15 protein-coding genes are annotated in these 17,730 nt (G+C 45.1%); 8 read left to right on the plus strand and 7 right to left on the minus strand.

The features are described from left to right. Positions 1-25: 25 nt before the first annotated feature. The 3 genes from mltG to gmk are packed head-to-tail and all read left to right on the plus strand — an operon-like array spanning position 26 to position 2,768. Positions 26-1,171 (plus strand): endolytic transglycosylase MltG, encoded by a 1,146-nt coding sequence (gene mltG, locus ACZ1GZ_RS07880; RefSeq protein ID WP_472667957.1) that lies wholly within the window; start codon positions 26-28, stop codon positions 1,169-1,171. A 56-nt stretch (positions 1,172-1,227) separates the two neighbouring features. Further along, on the plus strand, positions 1,228-2,112 hold the full coding sequence (locus tag ACZ1GZ_RS07885) for a YicC/YloC family endoribonuclease (protein WP_472667958.1): 885 nt from the start codon (positions 1,228-1,230) through the stop codon (positions 2,110-2,112). 5 nt (positions 2,113-2,117) lie between these two features. Further along, on the plus strand, positions 2,118-2,768 hold the full coding sequence (gene gmk / locus ACZ1GZ_RS07890; protein WP_472667959.1) for a guanylate kinase: 651 nt from the start codon (positions 2,118-2,120) through the stop codon (positions 2,766-2,768). Positions 2,769-2,771: 3 nt separating this feature from the next. Here gmk and rsmA read toward each other — a convergent pair whose 3' ends face one another. The 6 genes from rsmA to ACZ1GZ_RS07920 form a co-directional block, all read right to left on the minus strand. After that, complete coding sequence (rsmA, locus tag ACZ1GZ_RS07895; protein WP_472667960.1) at positions 2,772-3,599, minus strand: 16S rRNA (adenine(1518)-N(6)/adenine(1519)-N(6))-dimethyltransferase RsmA; 828 nt, start codon at positions 3,597-3,599, stop codon at positions 2,772-2,774. A gap of 1 nt (position 3,600) precedes the next feature. Further along, entirely contained in the window at positions 3,601-4,620 is a 1,020-nt protein-coding gene (pdxA, locus tag ACZ1GZ_RS07900; protein WP_472667961.1) for a 4-hydroxythreonine-4-phosphate dehydrogenase PdxA, read from the minus strand. 27 nt (positions 4,621-4,647) lie between these two features. After that, a complete protein-coding gene (locus ACZ1GZ_RS07905) occupies positions 4,648-5,601 on the minus strand; it encodes a SurA N-terminal domain-containing protein (protein WP_472667962.1) in 954 nt (317 codons plus the stop codon). A 91-nt stretch (positions 5,602-5,692) separates the two neighbouring features. Next, positions 5,693-7,984, minus strand: coding sequence for an LPS-assembly protein LptD (locus tag ACZ1GZ_RS07910; protein WP_472667963.1), 2,292 nt, complete (start codon positions 7,982-7,984; stop codon positions 5,693-5,695). A 60-nt stretch (positions 7,985-8,044) separates the two neighbouring features. After that, a complete protein-coding gene (gene lptG, locus ACZ1GZ_RS07915; protein ID WP_472667964.1) occupies positions 8,045-9,148 on the minus strand; it encodes an LPS export ABC transporter permease LptG in 1,104 nt (367 codons plus the stop codon). Beyond that, positions 9,145-10,332, minus strand: coding sequence for an LptF/LptG family permease (locus tag ACZ1GZ_RS07920; RefSeq protein ID WP_472667965.1), 1,188 nt, complete (start codon positions 10,330-10,332; stop codon positions 9,145-9,147). Before ACZ1GZ_RS07920 ends, lptG begins: the two co-directional genes overlap by 4 nt. Positions 10,333-10,638: 306 nt before the next feature. Between ACZ1GZ_RS07920 and ACZ1GZ_RS07925 the strand changes: the two genes are divergently transcribed. From ACZ1GZ_RS07925 to ACZ1GZ_RS07945, 5 genes are all read left to right on the plus strand, one after another. Further along, entirely contained in the window at positions 10,639-12,117 is a 1,479-nt protein-coding gene (locus ACZ1GZ_RS07925; protein WP_472667966.1) for a leucyl aminopeptidase, read from the plus strand. Between the two features lie 30 nt (positions 12,118-12,147). Beyond that, entirely contained in the window at positions 12,148-12,597 is a 450-nt protein-coding gene (locus ACZ1GZ_RS07930) for a DNA polymerase III subunit chi (protein WP_472667967.1), read from the plus strand. A 134-nt stretch (positions 12,598-12,731) separates the two neighbouring features. Then, positions 12,732-14,063 (plus strand): GGDEF domain-containing response regulator, encoded by a 1,332-nt coding sequence (locus ACZ1GZ_RS07935; RefSeq protein WP_472667968.1) that lies wholly within the window; start codon positions 12,732-12,734, stop codon positions 14,061-14,063. A gap of 607 nt (positions 14,064-14,670) precedes the next feature. After that, positions 14,671-14,925 carry a hypothetical protein gene (locus ACZ1GZ_RS07940; protein WP_472664614.1) on the plus strand — a complete coding sequence of 85 codons (255 nt, stop codon included), beginning with the start codon at positions 14,671-14,673 and terminating at the stop codon, positions 14,923-14,925. Positions 14,926-15,083: 158 nt separating this feature from the next. Beyond that, positions 15,084-15,329, plus strand: coding sequence for a hypothetical protein (locus ACZ1GZ_RS07945; protein WP_472667969.1), 246 nt, complete (start codon positions 15,084-15,086; stop codon positions 15,327-15,329). A 399-nt stretch (positions 15,330-15,728) separates the two neighbouring features. On the opposite strand, the gene ACZ1GZ_RS07950 is transcribed toward ACZ1GZ_RS07945, so the two are convergent. Next, positions 15,729-17,615 carry an ABC-F family ATP-binding cassette domain-containing protein gene (locus ACZ1GZ_RS07950; RefSeq protein WP_472667970.1) on the minus strand — a complete coding sequence of 629 codons (1,887 nt, stop codon included), beginning with the start codon at positions 17,613-17,615 and terminating at the stop codon, positions 15,729-15,731. Between the last annotated feature and the right edge of the window lie 115 nt (positions 17,616-17,730).

The following is a 17,730-nucleotide window of genomic DNA, read 5'->3' on the forward strand; positions in this document are numbered from 1 at the left end:
AACCGAATAGAGAGCTGGATCTGATTTGAGTGACGATAATAGCAATAACGAAAGCAAGCGGCCGATAATTCCGGTCTCGCCGACGCAAGCACTCAAACCGCAAAAAGCGCCGCAACCTCCGCAGCGAGTTCGTTCAAAACGCGCGCGTTCGCAAACAGTGATATTCCTAAACTTTTTGATGACGTCGTTGTTCTTGGTTACTTTGGCTGCAGGTGGTGCACTTTATCTTGGCAAAATACTGTTTGAACGTGAGGGACCACTTGCGCAAACCACAAGTTTTGTTGTGCGCGATGGTGCAAGTTTGGTATCTATTGCGAATGATCTTGAAGCGGCGGGCCTCGTCACAGATTCGCGTATATTCCGACATGCCTCTGGTGTTTTGTTAGATGGCGATTCTCTAAAAGCGGGTGAATATGAGATTAAAGCGCGGTCTTCAATGCGCGATATTATGGAGCTGCTGCAATCTGGCAAGTCCATCTTGTATTCCTTCACAGCCCCTGAAGGACTAACGGTTTTCCAAATCTTTGAGCGTTTGAAAAATGACGAGGATCTAACCGGAGATTTACCTGAGGAATTGCCTCCAGAAGGAAGCTTGCTGCCGAATACATATAAATATTCACGCGGAACAACACGTCAGGAAATAATAGACCAGATGACGAGCGCGCAAACGCGAGCGGTTGATCGTTTATGGGAGCGACGTGTGGCCGACCTTCCGATCAAAACAAAAGAGGAAATGGTAATCTTAGCCTCGATTGTTGAAAAAGAGACAGGTCAAGCAGATGAGCGTCCTTTGGTTGCCGGTGTATTCATCAATCGTTTAAACAAAGGCATGCGCCTGCAGTCTGATCCAACCATCATTTATGGTATCTTTGGTGGTCAGGGAAAACCTTCTGGCAGACCTATTTATCAAAGTGATCTTGATAAAAAGACTGAGTATAACACTTATCAAATTGATAGATTGCCCCCAACACCAATTGCTAATCCAGGTCTGCAAGCTATGGAAGCAGTTATTAATCCTTCGCGGACTGAAGATCTGTTCTTCGTCGCCGACGGTACAGGTGGCCACGCATTTGCAAAAACGCTTGCGGAGCACAATGCAAATGTGGCTGAATGGCGCAAAATTGAAGCTGAGCGAAGAAAAGCTGCGCAATCTGATAGTTCATCGAACTAATTAGAAACGTAGTTCAATTTGCACGCATATAAGACGTTATAATCTAAGGGGAATTCATGGCTGTTTGCTCAATGACCGGATATGCGAGCTCAGATGGAGTTTGCAGCAATGTCGCCTGGATGTGGGAATTGCGTGCGGTTAACGGCAAAGGCTTGGATATTCGAATGCGCATTCCTTCAGGCTTTGAGGGACTTGAGCAAAAAATGCGTGGCAAATGCGCTGAGGTTCTAACGCGTGGAAATTTGCAAATATCACTGACTGCCAAAGAACAAGGTGCCGCAACCGAACTGGTTGTTAATCAATCAGCACTCGAAAGCGTTTTAAAAATTTCAAAGAACCTTGAGGAACAAGGGTTTGATAAACCGAGCACCGATGGAATTCTAGCCATTCGCGGGGTTCTGGAAGAGCGCCACGTTGAGCGTTCAAACGAGGAACAATCCCAATTATTCTCAGACATCGAGCAGGGTTTTGAAACCGCGCTAAATGGGCTTTTAACGGCACGTGAGGCTGAAGGAAAAGCTCTAGCAGATGTCTTGCAAGGCCAAGTATCTGAGATCTCTCAACTGGTACAAAAAGTAATAGCAGATCCTTCAAGAAGCAAAGACGCCATTAAAGAGCGATTGCATCAACAGGTACAAAATCTGATTGAATCAAATTCCAATTTTGACGAAGAACGGCTTTATGTAGAAGCAGCCATTTTGGCAACTAAGGCGGACCTGCAGGAAGAAATTGATCGTTTGCTTGCCCATATTGATGCAGCCAATACGCTTATAAATGACGGTGGTCCCATCGGGCGTAGACTTGATTTCTTAGCCCAAGAGTTTAACCGTGAATGTAATACCATTTGTTCAAAGTCCAATGCTACAACGGTAACAGCAATTGGACTAGAGCTGAAAGTTCTCGTAGATCAATTCCGAGAGCAGATTCAAAATGTGGAATAACTGCGATGAGTGAAACACCAACTTCTAAATCCATCCAGCGACGCGGATTAATGCTGGTTTTATCATCTCCTTCAGGTGCTGGTAAATCGACAATTGCCCGCAATTTACTCGATAAAGACAAAGGCTTGAGCTTGTCTGTGAGTGTCACCACCAGACCGCGCCGCGACAGCGAAATTGAAGGTGTGCACTATCACTTTGTCACAGAGACTGAGTTTTTAAGATTACGAGACAGTGACGGCCTTTTGGAATGGGCGGAAGTCCATGGCAATTATTATGGAACGCCAAGAGAAGCCGCAGAAAACGCATTGTCTGAAGGCCGTGATATGTTGTTTGATATCGACTGGCAAGGGGCGCTACAATTGCAAGATAAGATGGCAGCTGATGTTGTGTCGATCTTTATTTTGCCGCCATCATTTGAAGAATTGCGTGCGCGTCTGAACCGCCGTGCTGAAGATACAGCTGAGGTCATTCAAAAACGTCTCGCAAATGCAGCTGACGAAATGTCCCACTGGGGTGAATATGATTATGTTGTCGTCAATGAGGACTTAAATGTGGCGTTTTCATCGGTGAAAAGCATTGTGGATGCGGAGCGTTTGCGCCGTGACCGCCGACCGGGCCTTTTTGATTTTATTGAGAGCTTATCAAAGGGTTCTTAAGCATTAAATTGCATTTGCAAGTGCGCAAAACTCTTCAATCTCCAGTGTTTCCGCGCGCCGTGTAGGGTCAATCCCCACAGTCTCAAGCAATGCCTCTCCACCAAGTGGCTTAAGGCTTTGCCGCAACATTTTACGTCGTTGTCCAAAAGCATTTTGGGTAACGTGTTCCAGCTTTTTCAAATCGCAGGGAATACGGTCTGTTTTGGGTTCTAAATGCACAATTGACGAGGTTACTTTTGGTGGTGGGCTAAAGGCTTCACGATTAACATCAAATGAAATGCTCGCATGGGTCATCCAGCCGCATAGCACACCCAATCTGCCATAGTGTTTGTCACCAACACGCGCGACAATGCGTTGACCGACTTCTTTTTGGAACATAAGGGTCATACTCGACCAAAATGGATTATCAACAGAAGATGTCAGCCAATTTGTCAGCAATTGTGTGCCGACATTATAAGGTAGATTGGCGATGATTTTTATCTGCTTATCGCGGGCAAATTGCGACAGATCAACGGTGAGCGCATCAGCTTCAATCACTTCAAGCTTACCGTCATAATGATCAGAAATTTCGGCCAATGCTGGCAAACATCGTGCATCGCGTTCAATGGAGATCAGTTTTTTTGCATGAAGAGATAAGATTGCTCGCGTGAGCCCACCAGGCCCCGGTCCAATCTCTATAATAGTATTATTTGTTAAATCTCCACCATCACGGGCTATTTTCTGAGTCAGATTTAGATCTAACAGAAAGTTCTGACCAAGCGCTTTTTTTGCCGCAAGTTCATGGGTCTCAATGACGTCTCGCAGTGGCGGTAGTCCATCAATAGTCGCCATCTCATACGTCTTTCTGTGCGCTAAATAGAGCCATTTCACCAGCCATTTTAATGGCAGCAACCAAGCTGTCTTCTCGCGCGATGTTTTTGCCAGCAATGGAAAAAGCAGTTCCATGATCTGGAGATGTACGAATAAACGGCAGGCCAAGCGTTGCATTGACAGCATCATGGAACCCGAGCGCCTTTGCGGGTATAAGGGCTTGATCATGATACATGCAAATCGCGACATCATAATTTGGTCGCGCATCTTCATGGAACATCGTATCAGCGGGAAGGGGACCTGCAACATCAATGCCTTTTGCTTTCAGTTGCGCAATCGCCGGTGCAATATATTTTGCGTCTTCATGACCCAAAGCACCATCTTCACCCGCATGTGGGTTCAATCCTGAAATCGCAAGACGCGGGCTTTTAAGACCAAATCTGTTTGTCAAATCGCGTGCAGTGATCTCGCATGTTTGGACAATAAGTTCGGTAGTTAGATGATCCATTACGGACATCAGAGGAATATGAATTGTCACCGGCACGGTTCTAAGTTCCGGTCCAGATAGCAACATTACAGGCAACGGTTCATTTCCGTTTTCATCTTTTGAAAGACTTGCGAGATATTCTGTATGACCGGGATGTTTAAAGCCTGCCTCATATAGAACTGATTTTGCGATTGGGTTGGTCACCACACCTGACAAAGTACCCGATTTTGCCAAACTAACGGCCTGATCAATCGCGCCAACAATCGCACCGGAATTGTCAGAATTTGGCTCTCCAGCTACAACCGATGTTGCTGTAGGCAAATGAATGGCAGGAATAACACTCTCAAAGCTTTGTTCTGCATCCGCAATAGGTGTTTCTTTCACCGTAACATCTAGGTTCAGCAAGTTTGCGCGAGCATTTAAAGCATCAATATCGCCAATATAGATGAAACTTGGCAGATCAAGTTCCTTGCGCTTACACCAGGCCTTCAAACTCAAATCAAGACCGATGCCCGACGGGTCACCCATAGTCAGGCCAAGTGGCGCAGCACTCATAGCTTTATTCCTTAATATCGTAATCGATTATCGATTTGCGATGACCGCACGACGCCGTAAGTCATCCAGATACTTTTTCGAATTTGCACTGGCTTCACCAGATTCTTGTTGTTCTAGGCGAAATACCATTTCAGCGGCTTTGTCATCTGAAACGCTTCTTGATTTGCAAACAACTAAGAATTCTACGCCTTTTTCCGTAATGCGGGTCGTTGTGGGCTTGTTGACGTCCGTTTTTTTGATCAACGGCGTCCACTCTCTTGGTAATTCTGGCTGTAGGAACCTACCAAGATTACGCACTGTAACGTCCTTTAGCCCAACTGCCTTTTGTTTTGTCGTCTCACAGCTGTCTATATTTGGGCGAAAACGTTTGGCCTCGGTATTACGGCGGTTTAATGCCGATTTGCTGCGCTTTGATGAGGGAACCACAAAAATAACCTGCTGCAGGATATATTCAGTTGTTGTTGGCTTATCTTCTCCACGCTCAAGCATTTTTGCCACAAGATCCTGAGTGCTGAGTTTGCCTGAGGTCCCATATCTTGCTGAAACCATGCGCGGCCAACCGATTTGAAGGCGAATAAATTCTTTAAAATGTTTCGAGCCAACACCAGCCTGGTTGAGGATTGATGCCATTCGTTTGGCAGACATGCCATTGCCTGAGGCAAAATTTGCAAAGGCAACGTCAACTTCGGACTGACTTGGCAATGCGCTGCGGCTTGTAAGCTCCTGACGGATCAAAGCTTCTTCGATAAGCTGCTCTCGCGCCTTTGTCGATAGCTTGCCAGACTGACGCTGAAGGCGTAGCAATGCCGTGCGTCGTGTTAAGTCCCTGCTCGTAATTGCTTGATTGTTAACAACAATTTTGATTTCACTCGAAGCCTGAACGTCGCTCGTTGCATAGATTCCATTGCCCAGCGTTAATGCAAGCGCTAATGCGCCTGTCGCAAGTGCTTTCTTCGTTTTTAATGCCATCAATACCGCCATGGTTGGCTCCTCTAAAGCTTGCCCCAAAAATTAAAACCCTTGTTACTATACCCATTTATCAGGTGAAATTATGACAGGGGTTTTACCAACTTTAAAACTTCCGACCGACCGCAGTGTCACCAACATTTAGCGTGCCTAATGTTCGGAAACTCATGCGAAGACCAACATCCCATTCAGATTCTGCTGAACTTGTTGAATGTTTATGATTATAAACTCCGGTGATGATAAAGCATTCGTTTTCATAGGCTAGACCCACTCGAGACTTTGTGAAATTTGTTGCATCAATATCATACGTAGTACCACCGAACACCCGCCAATCATCAGCAAAATTAAGTGATAAGTTTGCTGTTACTTCTTCTCGGTCTGAAGTTGAGCCATATCCAGTTTGAGCTGCAATTCGCGTGTGTGAAACACTTGCCGAGAAATCGGTGTCTTGATATTTCGCAGATAAAGTTGAGCGCTCGATTTCAAAGTCATCTTTATCAAAACGTGCACCGGCTGTGACAGAAAATCCTTGACCGCTATCAACGGTAAACGCACCAACAATATCACTGCGGTCGGTTTCCAAACCAGAATCTGCACCGGCGCCGGTGAGGTCCGTCTGGGCAAATGAGTTTTGGCCGCCCAAGTGGAATGACTGACCAAACACTGCGTGTGTTGTAAATCCATTTGAGTATGAACCGGTATAACGGAACCCGACATTCGCGCGGGTACCACCTTCAACGCGGTCAAATCCTGAGAACTTATCACGCTCAAATAGGTTGGATGCATCAAACACGAAGCTTTGTGCATCTTCATTTGGAAGACCACCGGACAGCTTTTCATCATTTCGTGCAAATATCTGCGCCACAGGTTCAAGAACATGTGTTGATGAGCCTGCAGAGATTAACAATGGGTACTTCGCTTCAATACCTGCTGTCACAGTTCCACGAGATGCATTCGTTCCGCTGGTCAGCCCTGCTGGCGCTGTATCAACGTCAAAATGATGATAATCACCACGAGCCGCTAAAATTGGGGTCAAAACCAAACCAGAATCGGTCACGAACTGTTTTTTCCATTCAAGTTCGGCAGTGACACGACCGTTATTGCCGTCAAGACCTGTTGTCCGGCCGGATATCGCCTGAGATGTTTCTCTGGAAAGATGCTGACTGTTGAATGTAAATTTAAGATCGCCACCAGTGACACCATTGTTAAAGATACGATGATAATCGATAACTGGATAAACAACAGCCTGCTGATCTTCTGCAGAGCTGGTTATTACGTCGGTTTGCACATCGAACTTAAATACATGCGCGTCGAAGTAACTCGTGGTTCCAAGGCCTGTTAAATAAGCTTCAGAAGTTTGTCGCGCAGAACTATAACCTTCAATTGCAAAAGTGCGGGCAAAGTTTTGATCGGTTTGGTACATACCATTCCAACCTAACTTCCATTTATCATCCAATTGGAATTCAGCTTTAGAAGCTATAAATCCTCGATTGGTTTCAAGTCCGTCAGTTGTTGCGTGTCCGGCGAATTCATCAAAATGAATTGGGTCATGCTGGTGCGCGCCGGCAACTAAAAGCGTATGGCTACCCTTATTAAATTTTTGTCTAAACTCTACTTCGGTTAAAAAACCAGCTTTGCTAAATCCACCTGCTGTAACCGTTGCATCCATGTCTGGAGCCAAAGCAAAATAATACGGAACTTTTGCAAAATAGCCGAGTTTTGATGAGTAGCCAGCTGATGGAAACAAGAACCCGCTGCGGCGCCTGTTGTCATGATTGGGAATAGTAAACGATGGCAATCGTAAAATTGGAACGCCACCAATCTCAAACACAGGACTTTCAAAGCGTATGGTGCGTTCTTCATCGTTTTGGATAACGCGGGCGGCTTTAATTTGCCAAAATGGCGGTTTTGTTGGGTCTTTTTCACATTTTGGACACGCGGTATAAACCCCATTGTTCAAAACTGTTATATTACTGCCGCTACGTTGGGCGCTTGAAGCCGCTATGCGAGTGTTGTCAGGTGTTTCGACCCGAAGTGCTTCAACAAAACCATCTGAGAAGTTATCCGTGATATCCAACTCATCCGCAAAAATGCGATTGCCGTTTGGTTCAATAAGTTCAACATTGCCAATCGCACGTACCCGGCCTGTGTTTTGGTTATATTCAACCTGGCGGGCAACGAGTTGATATGGGCCATAATCAATTTGAACACCGCCCTTTGCAATAACCAAATCAAGATCCTGATTGTAGGTTAGCTCATCTGCGGCTAATAGTAGTTTGGTATCTTCAGGAAGTTGAGCTGCCTCAAGATTGCCCGAGTTTAGGCTCTGCGCCAAAGCAGGGGACAATGGTGCTAAGAGGAGTGGGGATATCGCTGCACATGCAGCAATAACTGCCATTTTTTTTGTCTTCAGACCGCTAGTCATTTTCCACATATGTTTGTGGTACTCAATACTCAACTAACCATCCTCCTTGTGTAATAGCACTGTTGTTCCAATAGTTGAGGCGACAATAACTGGCACCCAAGCGGCCACAATTGGTGGGACGGAACCAGCCACCCCAAATGCGGTTATAAGTTCTGATATGACATAAAGCAGAAACCCGCAAAAGATTCCACCAAGAATCGAATAAAGTGATTGCCCAAAGCGAACAAAAGTGAGGGAAACCATCGCTGCGATCAATGTCATCGCAACCAGGAGCGCTGGCAACGCAACTAATTGGTGCAATTTCATTGAATAAGCGTTAGCCTTCAACCCAAACGAGTTTGCTGCGTCTATCTTATTTGGCAATTCGAAAAACGAAACCGAATCTGCGGATGCAAATGTTTCTTCGATAAATTCAGCCTGTAAATTTGTTTTAACGAGCAGTTCATCCTGCACAATTGCTTGTTGTCCGCTTGTTGTTGTGCGCGCGTTGCTCAATATCCAAAATCCATCTGACAAGGTTGCGGTATCCGCATCCACGCGATCTTTCACAGTATTATCATCATTAAATCGAAGGATTGTAACATCATTCAAGATCTGGCCATTTTGTGTTGAGCTACGTCCGCCAATTATCGCGCTACCTTCGTCGGTTACTTGACGAAGCCAGGGCGCATTGTTGTTTGTCGAATTTAAACCACCACCAAACCCGACTTCTGCAGCGACCTGCGTGCCAAGTTTTGCAGTATATGCGCCAAGCGGGTTAAGCGCTGTGACGCTCAAGATGCCTATGATGAGATTACAGATCAGAAGCGGCGTTAAAAACTGCCAAGCGGAAAGCCCACTTGCTCGTGCGATTACCAATTCATATTTGCGATTAAGTCCCATGATGGTGGACATGGAAGCGATCAAAATCACAAATGGAATGGTAACTTGCACAAGTGCAGGTATTTTTAAAACAGTCAGGAAAGCCATTACGCTTGCTGAATAGCCTGGTACTGTTGAAAAACGACGTGCGTTTTCACTAAAATCGACCATAAAGATCAGCGCAATAAGAACTAAAAAATTGATACCGAAGGCGACTAAATATTTGCGCCCAATATATCTTTGCAGCGTTCCAAATTTGGTGGAATATATGCTCATGCCAATCCCACCTTATCCTTGTGCTTTTGCCGGTTGAAAGTTCTTTCCCCAAGCGAAAGTATGCCTTCTCCCATTCGCAACCAAAATTTTGGAAGCTTGATCTGTCGACCACTCGTAATGACAAAAGAGAAATATAAAATGGTTAGTATTGGAACCAGATAGGCAAAAATTGCGGCCTGCGGCCAAGTTTCGGTTTTCTCCAGCGCGTAACCCCCGGCCAGGCGCACAATGATGCAAATAACAACAGCTGTAGAAACCAGGTGAATTTTATCAGAGCGATGTGATTGCGCTCGCCCTAAAAACGCCACCATAACTAACCCAAATGCGATGGGATAAAGCCAGCCGGAGAGGCGATTGTGAATTTGAAACGCATAAAATCGCACCCAGCTTTTGTTGATATTTTCAGCAGTGTCTGGATTGATCAATTCACCCAGGTAAAGCTCTGCTGGTCTATATGATGCAGCCGGTGAAGAGGGTACAAAGCTCTGCATATCCAGTGCGTAGGATGAAAAATTGATGATGGATGTCTGCCCACCCTTGCCAGAACCTCTGTGAACTTGACCATCACGCATGACAAGAAGGCTTAAGTCGCCCGATTTTACAATCGCACCAGACCGAGCGTAGTAAATCAATTCCGCAGCAGGGTCTCTACGGTCAGACATAAATATTCCATTCATCTCGCCGCCGGCAAGTTTTTCGCTCACCTGAATATAAAGGTCATCTTCAATTTTCTGAAAACCGCCTGAATTAATTGCGATCGAGATAATATCAGAATTGGCGTTTGATATGGTTGAATATAGCATTCTTGCCGCAGGTGGTGCGATAAAATTTGCAATGATTAAGGTGAGCACGCCAACCAGCACCGATAAAAATACAACTGGTTTGACGATGAATTTGTTTGAAGCACCAGACGCTTCGATAACCACCAGCTCACTGTCGTCATTCATTGTTGTGAGAATACGTCCAATGCCAATGAGAAGCGCAAAAGGCGCAACTACCAGCAGCATTTTTGGAACCAACGACGCTGCGAGCGTTGCAAAAGTGGTGATCGCGCTGCCAGATGTTGTGAGCACATCCACACGGATAAGAACCTGCGTTGTGAGTGCCAAAATGGTAATAAGGGTCGCAGCCCAAAACGTGATCAAGGCAATCCGAGCGAATATGTAGCGTTCAATCTGCTTCATTTACCTTGCGAATTTGCCTTTGTTGATTACACTGGTTTACGTCAGGTAAGCTGTTGTAAATATGCAATTATATGGAAAATACCAAAACGCATATTGACGTAAACCAAGCCGACTTTATTATTATAGCATATGTTCAGAAAATGGGTAACATTTGACGAATGAATATGGTTAATAATCTGTCAAAAATGTGACGCAATTATCACGCTTTGGGTTGCTTTCGTAACCTTGGAAAAAGCGCTATAGATGTCGATGCTATATCAAATCCGAATCGCGAATTGATTCCCCACACGAAGAGAGTATGTCCATATGAAAATCGATCTCAGTTTCTCAAAACCATCCAAAGCCGCATGCGACCTTGCGATTTTTATCTTGGATGAAGATGGCACATACCCAGCGCATGCAGAACTCATTGGCGATGAAGACCTGATGGCAAAAGCAGCCGAGCTTGCAGGTTTTGACGCAAACGAAGGTGGCTCATTTTCATTCATCGCACCCAAGGCTTCTCCTTTCGGTAAAATCATCGTCGTTGGTGCTGGATCGCAAAGCGGAAACCCTGAGAATGCCTGGCTCAATCTAGGTGGTAAAACACTTTCAAAGATTGGTTCATCGGAAAAGGTGCACATTTTCACTGATATCGAAAAGCAAGGGCAAGACCCTGAGCTTTTATCAGAATTTGCATTGGGAATGACGCTTAGAGCCTATGATTTTGATGAATATAAAACTGTCACCAAAAAGAAAGGTGCTGAAAAAACGCACAAAATCAAAATGATGGCAAGCAACTATCTTGCGGTGAAGAAGGCCTATAACTCACGCCAAGCGATCGCAGATGGTGTGGTGTTAGCGCGTCGTTTGGTCAATGAACCGGCAAATTCTTTAGGTCCGGTTGAGTTTGCTGCAGAAGCAAAAGCGCTTGAGGAATTGGGCATCAAAACCGAGATTTTGACCGAAAAGCAAATGACAAAGCTTGGCATGCATGCACTTTTGGGTGTGGCGCTTGGTTCAGAACGCCCTCCGCGCCTTGCCGTCATGACATGGAATGGTGGCAAAAAGTCTGAAGATCCAATTGCATTCATAGGTAAAGGGGTGGTGTTTGATACAGGTGGCATTTCGCTAAAGCCGGGTGGCGGAATGGAAGATATGAAAGGCGATATGGGTGGTGCTGCAGCCGTCATTGGATTGATGAAGGCGCTTGCAGGTCGCAAAGCGAAAGCCAATGTCGTTGGTATTTTGGGGCTGGTTGAAAATATGCCGGATGGAAAAGCTCAGCGTCCAGGTGACATCGTTACATCTATGTCAGGTCAGACAATTGAGATCATCAATACTGATGCAGAAGGTCGTTTGGTACTCTGCGATGCGCTATATTACTGTAACGAACGTTTTAAACCCAAATTCATGATCAATTTGGCAACGCTAACAGGTGCTGTACTTGTTGCATTAGGACAAGAACATGCAGGCCTGTTTTCAAATGATGATGAATTGTCTGAACAAATCACGCAAGCCGGGTTGCAAACACGTGAACGCGTTTGGCGTCTGCCTATCGACAAAGCTTATGACAAAATGATTGATTCACGCTTTGCAGATATGAAAAATACTGGCGGTCGTTTTGCAGGTTCAATCACCGCGGCTCAATTCTTGCACCGCTTTGTTGGTGAAACACCTTGGGCGCATCTGGATGTTGCCGGTACTGCGATGAATTCACCAAAAACGGATATCTCAGCGACGTGGGCGTCTGGTTTTGGTGTACGCCTGTTGAATGAATTGGTTGCGAAAAACTACGAGAATTAGATTTGCGCGCGCATTTTATTGGAACCTGCTATGGCTGAGGTGCTGTTTTATCACCTAACGGAAACGCGGCTTGAAGAAACGCTTCCGCAGCTGCTTGAAAAAACACTTGAACGGGGGTGGCGAGCCTGCGTTCATTGTGGTGACCCGGACAATATGAAAGCGCTTGATCAACATCTTTGGACTTTCCGAGATGACAGTTTCCTAGCACATGGTTTGGCAGAAGATGCGTTCAGTGATCAACAGCCTATTTTGCTGACGGTGGAAGATAAGGCGGACAATAATGCGCAAGTTCGTTTTGTTGTCGATATGGGCCCCGAACCTGATAGCGACAGTTGTGAGCGTATTGTTTATATGTTTGATGGACATGACCAAGTTCAACTCGAACAAGCCAGAGCGCAGTGGAAACAACTTAGCGATGCTGGGGTTGAAAAAACCTATTGGCAGCAAACGCCAGAGAGAAGATGGGTTAAAAAGGCATAAAATCATAGTGTTAAGGTGGTTTTTGTCGCTAAATAACAGTCTATCTTTACGAAAATCCAGATAAAATTTTAAGAACATCGTAAGGCTTTTATTAAAATGTCGGCCGTGAATTATTGCGACGTCAGGAGATTTTAATGCGCTTTAGAAATTCTAAACGAGGTGCCGGAGCAGCTCAGGTACTTGGTAACATCAACATTTTGTTGGTTGAGGATTCGCGCACATATCAGGAAATCATCACGGCTAAGCTTGAAGAAACATTTGCAGCAAATATCACAGTTTGCGCAAGCTACGAAGAAGTGCTCGATTGTGTAGTCAGCAACCCTGGTCAGTATGATATTGCTTTAACTGACTTGAATGTACCAGGCGCACCTAATGGTGAAGTCATGGATGAATTGCTTTCTCGTGATATCCCAACAATTGTATTCACCGGCACATTCTCCGAGGAAGTGCGTGATCGCATGCTAAGCCGTCGTGTTGTCGACTATGTCGTAAAAGATAGCCCTGACTCAGTTTACATTCTTGCTGAAACAGCGCGCAAAGCACTGCTAAATCGTTATTCTCGCATTCTTGTGGTTGATGATCAAAGAACAACACAAAGCGTGATGGTGTCATTGCTTGAACAACAATTATACCAAGTGCATGCCGTATATGGCGGTGAAGAAGCATTACACCTGCTTGAGCAGGGGCACGAATTTGACTTGGTCATTACAGATTACAATATGCCTGGAATGAATGGTGATGAGCTCACCGCACGCATTCGAAAAGGTGGTTTTGGTAAAAATATGCGCATTTTGGGTGTGTCTTCAACCGGAAACAGCTTAATGTCTGCACAATTCCTCAAAGCTGGGGCAAATGACTTTATGCAACGTCCGTTTGCTGCAGAAGAATTCCACTGGCGCGTTGGTGAAAACGTTGAAACCGTTCGTTTGGTGCATCAGTTAAATGGCATGGCGCAAACAGATTTCCTAACTAATGTTTATAACCGTCGCTATTTGTTCAATGAAGGTGCGCAAACTGTTGCGCAGGCGCATCAAGCTGGCGCATGTCCTGCTGTCGTGATGTTTGATCTTGATCACTTCAAAGGCTTTAATGACAAATATGGTTATGCGATTGGTGATAAGGTACTTAAAACGATTGCAAGTCTCACAATGGAACTTGCAGATGCAGATGACAAACTTGTTGTTCGTCTTGGTGGCGAAGAGTTTGGTGTCTTTATCGCCGATGGCGGTTTACAAGCAGCATCAACTCTAGCTGAACAAATTCGTGCGAAAATTGCCAATACGCCGCTACAGGCAAATGGTAAATCAATCCGCTTGTCTGCATCTTTTGGTGTGGCGCAGTTTGCACCGGGTGAAACAATTGATTCAGTACTAAACGTGGCAGATGTTTATCTGCACGAAGCAAAAGAAAATGGCCGAAACCGTGTTGTGAGCCAACCTGCAAACGCAGTGAAGCAATCAGCATAAGCGCTCGTAAATTAAAAGCGCTGTCGGTCAGCAGCTTTATATAGCTAGGACGCTTTATAGGGAAAGCGTTAAACCATCCAGGGAGAAATCCTTGGGTGGTTTTTTATTTTAGACTTTGTTGATCGTTAGATTTTACCGATCGATAGTAAGAAACATAAGATTTTCCAAATTACGTCTTTCCAAGATTTTTGATCAGATTGATGGTGTATTTTCTCACCATAACGCTCACATACGCTCACAGTTGCACACTTTAACCGGGGTGTTTCTTGCCCTTTGTGCAGAAAAAATAGTTGTTTTGAAAAAAGTTTAGTCTTTTTTCGCGAGCACCTTTGTGAATTCTTAATCCGCGTTAACCTTTGTTTGTAAGGCTTTAGCCCTTACCCATCACACAACTCATCATCTCTTCACACGCAAGCTCACGGATGCGTGTGTATATGTTAATTTATTTTCTCGTTTTTCCACCCTACATTTAGCTCATCGAAACGAACACGGGTTTCCACAAAACACCCTGAAGCGCTTTGATAAAAACAAACTTGAAACTTTAATTGAAACAAACCGGTGCACCACAAACAAACTTTATCGCACCACACTTAAAAGGACTAAAATTATGAAAACTCTTATCGCTCTTGCTACTGTATCAATGATGGCTGTATCTGGTGCTTCTGCACTGTCTTTCGGTCAAGTTGACAACCACAATATCGGCAACCAAGATGCTATCGCAGCAATCGGCGCTGGCGACGGTCAAATCAGCTACAAAGAACTTAGCGATGCTATCCCAGGCGTTTCTGCAGCTGACTTTGATGCAGCCGATGCAAACGGCAATGGTAAATTGTCGCCAACTGAATTCCGCACAATTGGCTAATTCCCAAAAGCGTTAATTCAAACGACCTCCTCTTTAGAAGCCTTGCTCCTATATCCTCCCTAACCGGATCAGGGCTTCTGAAAACCACAAACCACTTACTTATGAAACAATCGGTGCTCCACAAACTTAATAGCACCACACTTAAAAGGACTAAAATTATGAAAACTCTTATTGCTCTTGCTGCTGTATCAATGATGGCTGTATCTGGTGCGTCTGCACTATCTTTCCACCAAATTGAAAGCGACCGTGGCGTTACCAATGAACTCAACACACTTGGTGATGGCTTCATTCAATACAAAGAGCTTCGCAACAAAACGGGTCAATGGGACCGTGCAGACTTCAACGCAGCTGACGCTGATAGCAATGGTAAATTGTCACCATCTGAATTCCGCACACTTGGATAATCAGTAAGACGATCATCTGACCAAGGATGGCATATCCCTCCCAAATGCCATCCAAACAGATGTAAAGTTACAGAACCAGAGCCCGTTGCTCGGATATCGCGATTATTTAAAACCGTTTAACCCCTCAACGGTCACCCCATACACATCAACGCGATATTCCTGCCGGGCTCTTTTCTCGACCAATGCTAAATGATCAACGAGCAAAGACCCCATCTGATTAAACCTTATTAAAGACAACAAACTTCAAGCCAAATACCAACTGAATATAAATCAGTTACACTCCTGTTGGTTATTTTTTAAGTTTGTTTCTAACCAACACGAAAAAGCCCCGCGTTCAATCCGCGTGGGCTTTTTTGCCTTCTTGCTAAATTATATAATTTGCATCCGTTTGGTGCCGGATTACCCTGCAGCTAGCGCTGCTTCGTATTCTTCAGAACGTTCGGTCCATTCTTCTTCCAAAACTTCAATTTGCGCTAAAAGTTCGCCACGGGTTTTGGTGATATCTGTTACCTTATCGGGGTCTTTTTCATAAATATCCGGATCGGCCAATTGTTCATCGATGCTTGCAATCTTGGCTTCTACCTTCTCAATTTTATTTTCTATTTCGGTGACCTTGCGCTTCAGCGGTTTATATTTCTCACGTGCCTGCGCAGCCCGTTTGCGTTGATCTGCTTTAGACAGTTTTTTAGGCGCATCTTCATCTTGTTTCTTTGCTTTGGTCTTGCCGCCAACGACGAGGTCGCGATACTCGTCCATATCACCGTCATAGGATTTAACTGTCCCATCGTTGACAATCCAAAGCCGATCAACGGTCGCTTCGATTAAATAGCGATCGTGACTAATAAGGATCACAGCGCCCTGAAATTCAGTCAATGCTCTGATCAAGCTGGCGCGGCTGTCAATATCTAAGTGGTTTGTCGGTTCATCGAGAATGAGAAGGTGAGGGCCGTCAAAAGTTGCCAAGCCCATCAAAAGACGAGCCTTTTCACCGCCGGAAAGTTGCTCGACCTTCGTATCCATTTTTTCAGATGATAATCCCATCTGCGCAACACGAGCGCGAACTTTAGCTTCCGGCGCATCTGGCATAATGGCGCGAACGTGATCAAAAGGTGTTTCCCCGGCATGCAAATCATCAAGTTGGTGTTGGGCAAAAAATCCAATATTGAGTTTGGCAACGCGAACCAACTCACCTGTTTGATTTTGCAATCGGTCTGAAATGAGTTTTGCAAATGTTGATTTGCCGTTACCGTTCATGCCCAACAGTGCGATGCGATCATCATTATCGATACGTAGATCGATATTCTGCAATATTGGTTTGCCGGTTTCATAACCACAGGATGCATTTTCCAATTTGATAATAGGTGAGCTCACTGCCTTTTGCGGATCAGGAAAGTGAAATTGTGAAACCTGTTCATGCACCACAGATGCAACGGTTCCCATTTTCTCAAGCGCTTTGACGCGAGATTGGGCTTGTTTTGCTTTGCTGGCTTTGGCTTTAAAACGATCGACAAAGCTCTGCAGATGTTTTCGCGCCGCTTCGTTTTTAACACGTGCTTTTTCTTGCAATACATCTTGTTCAGCTTTTTGACGAGCAAACTGATCGTAATTGCCTTTATAGAGCGTCAGCTTTTTCTGATCTAAATGGATAATCGCATTACAGGCATTATTGAGCAAATCCCGGTCGTGGCTGATGATAATAGCAGTGTAAGGATAAGCGCGAATATAAGCTTCCAGCCACAATGTTCCCTCAAGATCGAGATAGTTGGTTGGCTCGTCCAAAAGCAATAAATCGGGTTGTGAAAACAAGATTGCGGCCAAAGCAACGCGCATTCGCCAACCACCTGAAAAACTTGACGCAGGACGCCTTTGCGCCTCCTGGTCAAATCCAAGACCCGCTAAGATCGACGCTGCGCGAGATTCAGCTGAATGTGCATCGATATCAACAAGGCGCATTTGTATGTCCGCAATGCGATCAGGATCAGTCGCTGTTTCCGCCTCGGCCATCAATTCAGAGCGTTCTTTATCTGCGGCTAAAACAATATCAATAAGAGCATCTTCCGTTGATGGCGCTTCCTGAGCCACTTGCCCTATGCGGCAATTGCGCGGAAGCGATATATCACCGGTTTCAGCGCCAAAATCACCTGTGATGACGCGAAACAAAGTCGACTTACCTGCGCCATTGCGACCAACAATCCCGGCCTTCATTCCAGTGGGAAGGGTGACATTGGCGTGGTCGATGAGAAGGCGTCCGGCAATTCGAGCGGAAAGATCTGATATCGTAAGCATGACCGCGGTTGTAGCGAGCGTTGGTCGAATTGCAAGTTATAATTATGCAAATCATTTGAATGAACAATCAAATTGGGTTGTTTAGTGGTATGGCTTACTTGTGTTGGCACCTCCG

The sequence above is a fragment of the Lentilitoribacter sp. JB5-8 genome, from assembly GCF_055693385.1.